This window comes from Ferrovibrio sp. (assembly GCF_035304305.1).
GTDB lineage: Bacteria > Pseudomonadota > Alphaproteobacteria > Ferrovibrionales > Ferrovibrionaceae > Ferrovibrio.
Map to the genome: position 1 here is coordinate 1 of NZ_DATGQG010000049.1, position 3,688 is coordinate 3,688.

At 65.1% G+C, this 3,688-nt stretch carries 3 protein-coding genes, 1 other RNA gene and 1 pseudogene; 2 read left to right on the forward strand and 3 right to left on the reverse strand.

Annotated features, from left to right (window positions below; genetic code table 11):
* A pseudogene (locus VKZ87_RS05970) lies at nt 1-115 on the forward strand (ABC transporter ATP-binding protein); the annotation flags it as partial.
* A 402-nt stretch (nt 116-517) separates the two neighbouring features.
* Here VKZ87_RS05970 and VKZ87_RS05975 read toward each other — a convergent pair.
* The 3 genes from VKZ87_RS05975 to ssrA form a co-directional block, all read right to left on the reverse strand.
* Nucleotides 518-2,131, reverse strand: a complete 1,614-nt coding sequence (locus tag VKZ87_RS05975; RefSeq protein ID WP_324220341.1) for a fumarate hydratase — start codon at nt 2,129-2,131, stop codon at nt 518-520.
* A 64-nt stretch (nt 2,132-2,195) separates the two neighbouring features.
* Nucleotides 2,196-2,693: an SspB family protein gene (locus VKZ87_RS05980; protein WP_324220342.1), complete on the reverse strand. Its 498-nt coding sequence runs from the start codon at nt 2,691-2,693 to the stop codon at nt 2,196-2,198.
* 104 nt (nt 2,694-2,797) lie between these two features.
* Nucleotides 2,798-3,115, reverse strand: a transfer-messenger RNA (tmRNA) gene (ssrA, locus tag VKZ87_RS05985).
* Nucleotides 3,116-3,211: 96 nt separating this feature from the next.
* On the opposite strand from ssrA, the gene thyX reads away from it, so the two are divergent.
* Nucleotides 3,212-3,688, forward strand: a 477-nt coding sequence (gene thyX, locus VKZ87_RS05990; protein WP_324220343.1) for an FAD-dependent thymidylate synthase, incomplete at its 3' end; no start/stop codon positions are given.

Consider the following 3,688-nt stretch of genomic DNA (forward strand, 5'->3'; position numbering starts at 1 on the left):
GCTGAAGCTCGCCGACCGCGCCTATGTGCTGGAGAACGGCCGCATCGTCATGCAGGGCAGCGGCGAGGAACTGCTGCACGACGACCGCGTCCGGCAGGCCTATCTGGGGCTGTAAAGCCGGCTCTCACCAGCTTCGCCGCCGTAAGAATATATAAAGAACAAACTTCTGGATTTTGCCCAGTGGTTGGCTTATATTCCCATGAGCATAGGCGTCCGCATGCATAATGACGTATGTGCGCGGATATCTGATTGGCCAAAAAACTGCCGTTGTTGGACATCGTCGATCAGAAAATCAGTCACTTGGCACGGACGGCCAAGGGCTTATGCGGGATTCAACGGGACTGAACGGGTCTCAACTGGCTCTCAACGGGATTCAACTGGCATCGAACGGGACTGAACTGGCCTCCAACGGGATCGAACTGGCTCCGAACGGGCCGCAACCGGCTCGCAGCCGGACGCAAAAAAAGCCCGGACCGGCTGTCCGCCGGCCCGGGCCCGCACTGAGCAGACCGGCGCCTCAGCCCAGCTTCAGCTCTGCGAAGAAGTCGTTGCCCTTGTCGTCGACGACGATGAAGGCGGGGAAGTCTTCCACCTCGATCTTCCAGACCGCTTCCATCCCGAGTTCGGGATATTCGTGCTGCTCGACCTTCTTGATGTTGTTCTTCGCCAGGATCGCCGCCGGTCCGCCGATCGAGCCGAGATAGAAGCCGCCGTATTTCTTGCAGGCCTCGGTCACCTGCTTGGAGCGGTTGCCCTTGGCGAGGCTGATGAAGCCGCCGCCGTTTTCCATCAGCAGGCCGACATAGGAGTCCATGCGGCCGGCGGTGGTGGGGCCGAAGGAGCCCGAGGGCATGCCGTCCGGCGTCTTGGCCGGGCCGGCATAGTAGATCGGATGGTTCTTCACATAGTCGGGCAGCCCCTGCCCCTTCTCGATGCGCTCGGCGAATTTCTGGTGCGCGAGGTCGCGGGCGACGATCAGCGTGCCGGTGAGCGACAGCCGCGTCTTCACCGGATACTGCGACAGCAGCTTGCGGATCTCGCTCATCGGCTGGTTGAGGTCGACCTTCACGACCTCGTCGGAGAGCTTGTCCTCATGCTCGGGCAGATACTGCGCCGGATTGGTCTCCAGCTGCTCGAGGAAGACGCCGTCGCGGGTGATCTTGGCCAGCGCCTGGCGGTCGGCCGAGCAGGACACCGCGATGCCGATCGGCACGCTGGCGCCGTGGCGCGGCAGGCGGATGACGCGCACGTCGTGGCAGAAATACTTGCCGCCGAACTGCGCGCCGATGCCGCTGACGCGGGTGAGTTCGAGGATCTTCTGCTCGAACTCGACATCGCGGAAGGCATGGCCGGTCTCGCTGCCCTTCGTCGGCAGGCCGTCGAGATAGCGCGCCGAGGCCAGCTTCGCCGTCTTCAGGTTCAGCTCGGCCGAGAGGCCGCCGATGACGATGGCGAGGTGGTAGGGCGGGCAGGCCGCGGTGCCCAGCGTCTTGATCTGGGCGTCGAGGAATTTCAGCAGGTTGTCGCCGCGCAGCACCGCCGGCGTCTGCTGGTACAGGAAGGTCTTGTTGGCCGAGCCGCCGCCCTTGGCCATGAACAGGAATTTGTAGGCGTCGCCGTCGGTGGCGTAGAGCTCGATCTGCGCCGGCAGGTTGGTGCCGGTATTCTTCTCCTCGAACATGGAGAGCGGCGCCAGCTGCGAATAGCGCAGGTTGGTTTCGGTATAGGTGCGGTAGACGCCGCGGGAGATCGCCTCCTCGTCGCGGCCCGAGGTCCAGACATACTGGCCCTTCTTGCCGATCACGATGGCGGTGCCGGTATCCTGGCAGGAAGGCAGCACCATGCCGGCGGAGATGTTGGCGTTCTTCAGCAGCTCCAGCGCAACGAAGCGGTCGTTCGGCGAGGCATCCCTGTCATCGAGGATGGCGCGCAGCTGCGCCAGATGGCCCGGCCGGAACAGATGCGCGATGTCGCGCATGGCGGCGAAGGTGAGATCGCTCAGGACCTGGTCGCTGACCTGGAGCACCTCGCGGCCGCCCGCCTTGATCACCTCCACCTCGCCCGGCAGCTTGCGGTAGGGCGTCGGGTCGGCGGAAAGCGGGAACAGGTCCTCGTAACGGAACTCGGGCATGGTCATCTCCAGAACGGCAGGTCAGGGGAGACGCAGGCGGCGGGGAATGCGGCCGCTGCGGAGGTCAGGTCTTTTTCTTGCGGAAGGCGTCCAGCGCGACGACGTCGCCGGTCTTGCGCTCGGGTTCCGGCGCCGGCGCGGCATCGTCGGGCGCGGCGAAGCTGTCCGGCTCGGCCGCGGCGGCGGCAGGCCGCCCTTCGGGGCTGGGGGTGACGCGGAACTGCAGGCCGAACTGCACGCTGGGATCGGCGAAGGCGGTCAGCGCCGCATAGGGAATGATCAGCCGCTCCGGCACCTTGTTGAAGCTGAGCGTGACCTGGAATTCATCCTCGCGCGCCTCCAGTCCCCAGTACTGGTGCTGCAGCACGATGGTCATCTCTTCCGGATAGCGCTCGCGCAGGTATTCGGGGATGTCGACACCGGGCTGGTCGGTGCGGAAGGTGATGTAGAAATGGTGGTTGCCGGGCAGGCCGAATTCGGCCACGCGCCTGAGCGCGTCGCGCACGGCGCCGCGGAGCGCGGTTTCCACCAGCTGGTTGTAATCGAGCAGTTTGCCGGCCATCACTGAAATCTCGGGGGCGTTGGGTCGCAAGTCTACCGCCCCGCCCTGCCAGGTTCAATTCCGGGCGGTGGCTGCGGTGCCCTGGACGGCAGAATTTCGTCGAAGGTGGGGGGCTTCTGTTGCCCGGCGCCCCCCGGGCCGCGCTTACCTAATTAGGCAGCGAGTGCAACGGTGTTGTCGTTGGCACTTTTAGGATGACCCGATAACGGCGGTATCATGCCGGGCGAAAACCGGGCCTTTATTGCGCACGTCGAGCCTGATTCGCCCCCAGCATCAGACCAGGGAAACCACTGCCTGGGCTCATGGTGGAGGCGCCGGGTACTGCCCCCGGGTCCGTTACGCCTATTCCGCGCGGCGTTTATCGCCATAGTCGGTTGCCCGACAGCGGTAATGTAGGCGCATGGCGGCCGGTTTTAAAGCCCCGTTCCGGCTTTTGGCGGCGGGGCGGGCGGTCTATAAGGGCCTGCCCCCGCGGTCTGCCGCGATTCGGGGCGAGCGATCCCGCGAGAGGCGAAAAGATGACTGTTACGCCGGAGCAGGAAGCCGAAATCGCGGCCCTGCGCAGCCAGACCCAGCCGACCCGCCGCGCCACCGTGCCGGCGCTGGAAGAGATCCTCTACCAGCCGCTGCCGGTCCTCGATCACGGCTTCATCCGGGTGATCGATTACATGGGCGACGATGCCGCCGTGGTGCAGGCCGCCCGCGTCTCCTACGGCCGCGGCACCAAGAAGGTCAGCGAGGATCGCGGCCTGATCAACTATCTCATGCGGCACCGGCACACGACGCCGTTCGAGATGTGCGAGATCAAGTATCACGTGAAACTGCCGATCTTCGTGGCGCGGCAGTGGATCCGGCACCGCACCGCCAACGTGAACGAGTATTCGGCGCGCTACTCGATCCTCGACAACGAATTCTACATCCCCGCGCCCGACCAGCTGGCGGCGCAGTCCAGCAGCAACCGCCAGGGCCGCGGCGACCTGCTGACCGGCGCCGAG

Coding starts and splice junctions, on each gene's coding strand:
- VKZ87_RS05975 (WP_324220341.1), bottom strand. CDS start 2,131: ATGCCCGAGTTCCGTTACGAGGACCTGTTCCCGCTTTCCGCCGACCCG.
- VKZ87_RS05980 (WP_324220342.1), bottom strand. CDS start 2,693: ATGGCCGGCAAACTGCTCGATTACAACCAGCTGGTGGAAACCGCGCTC.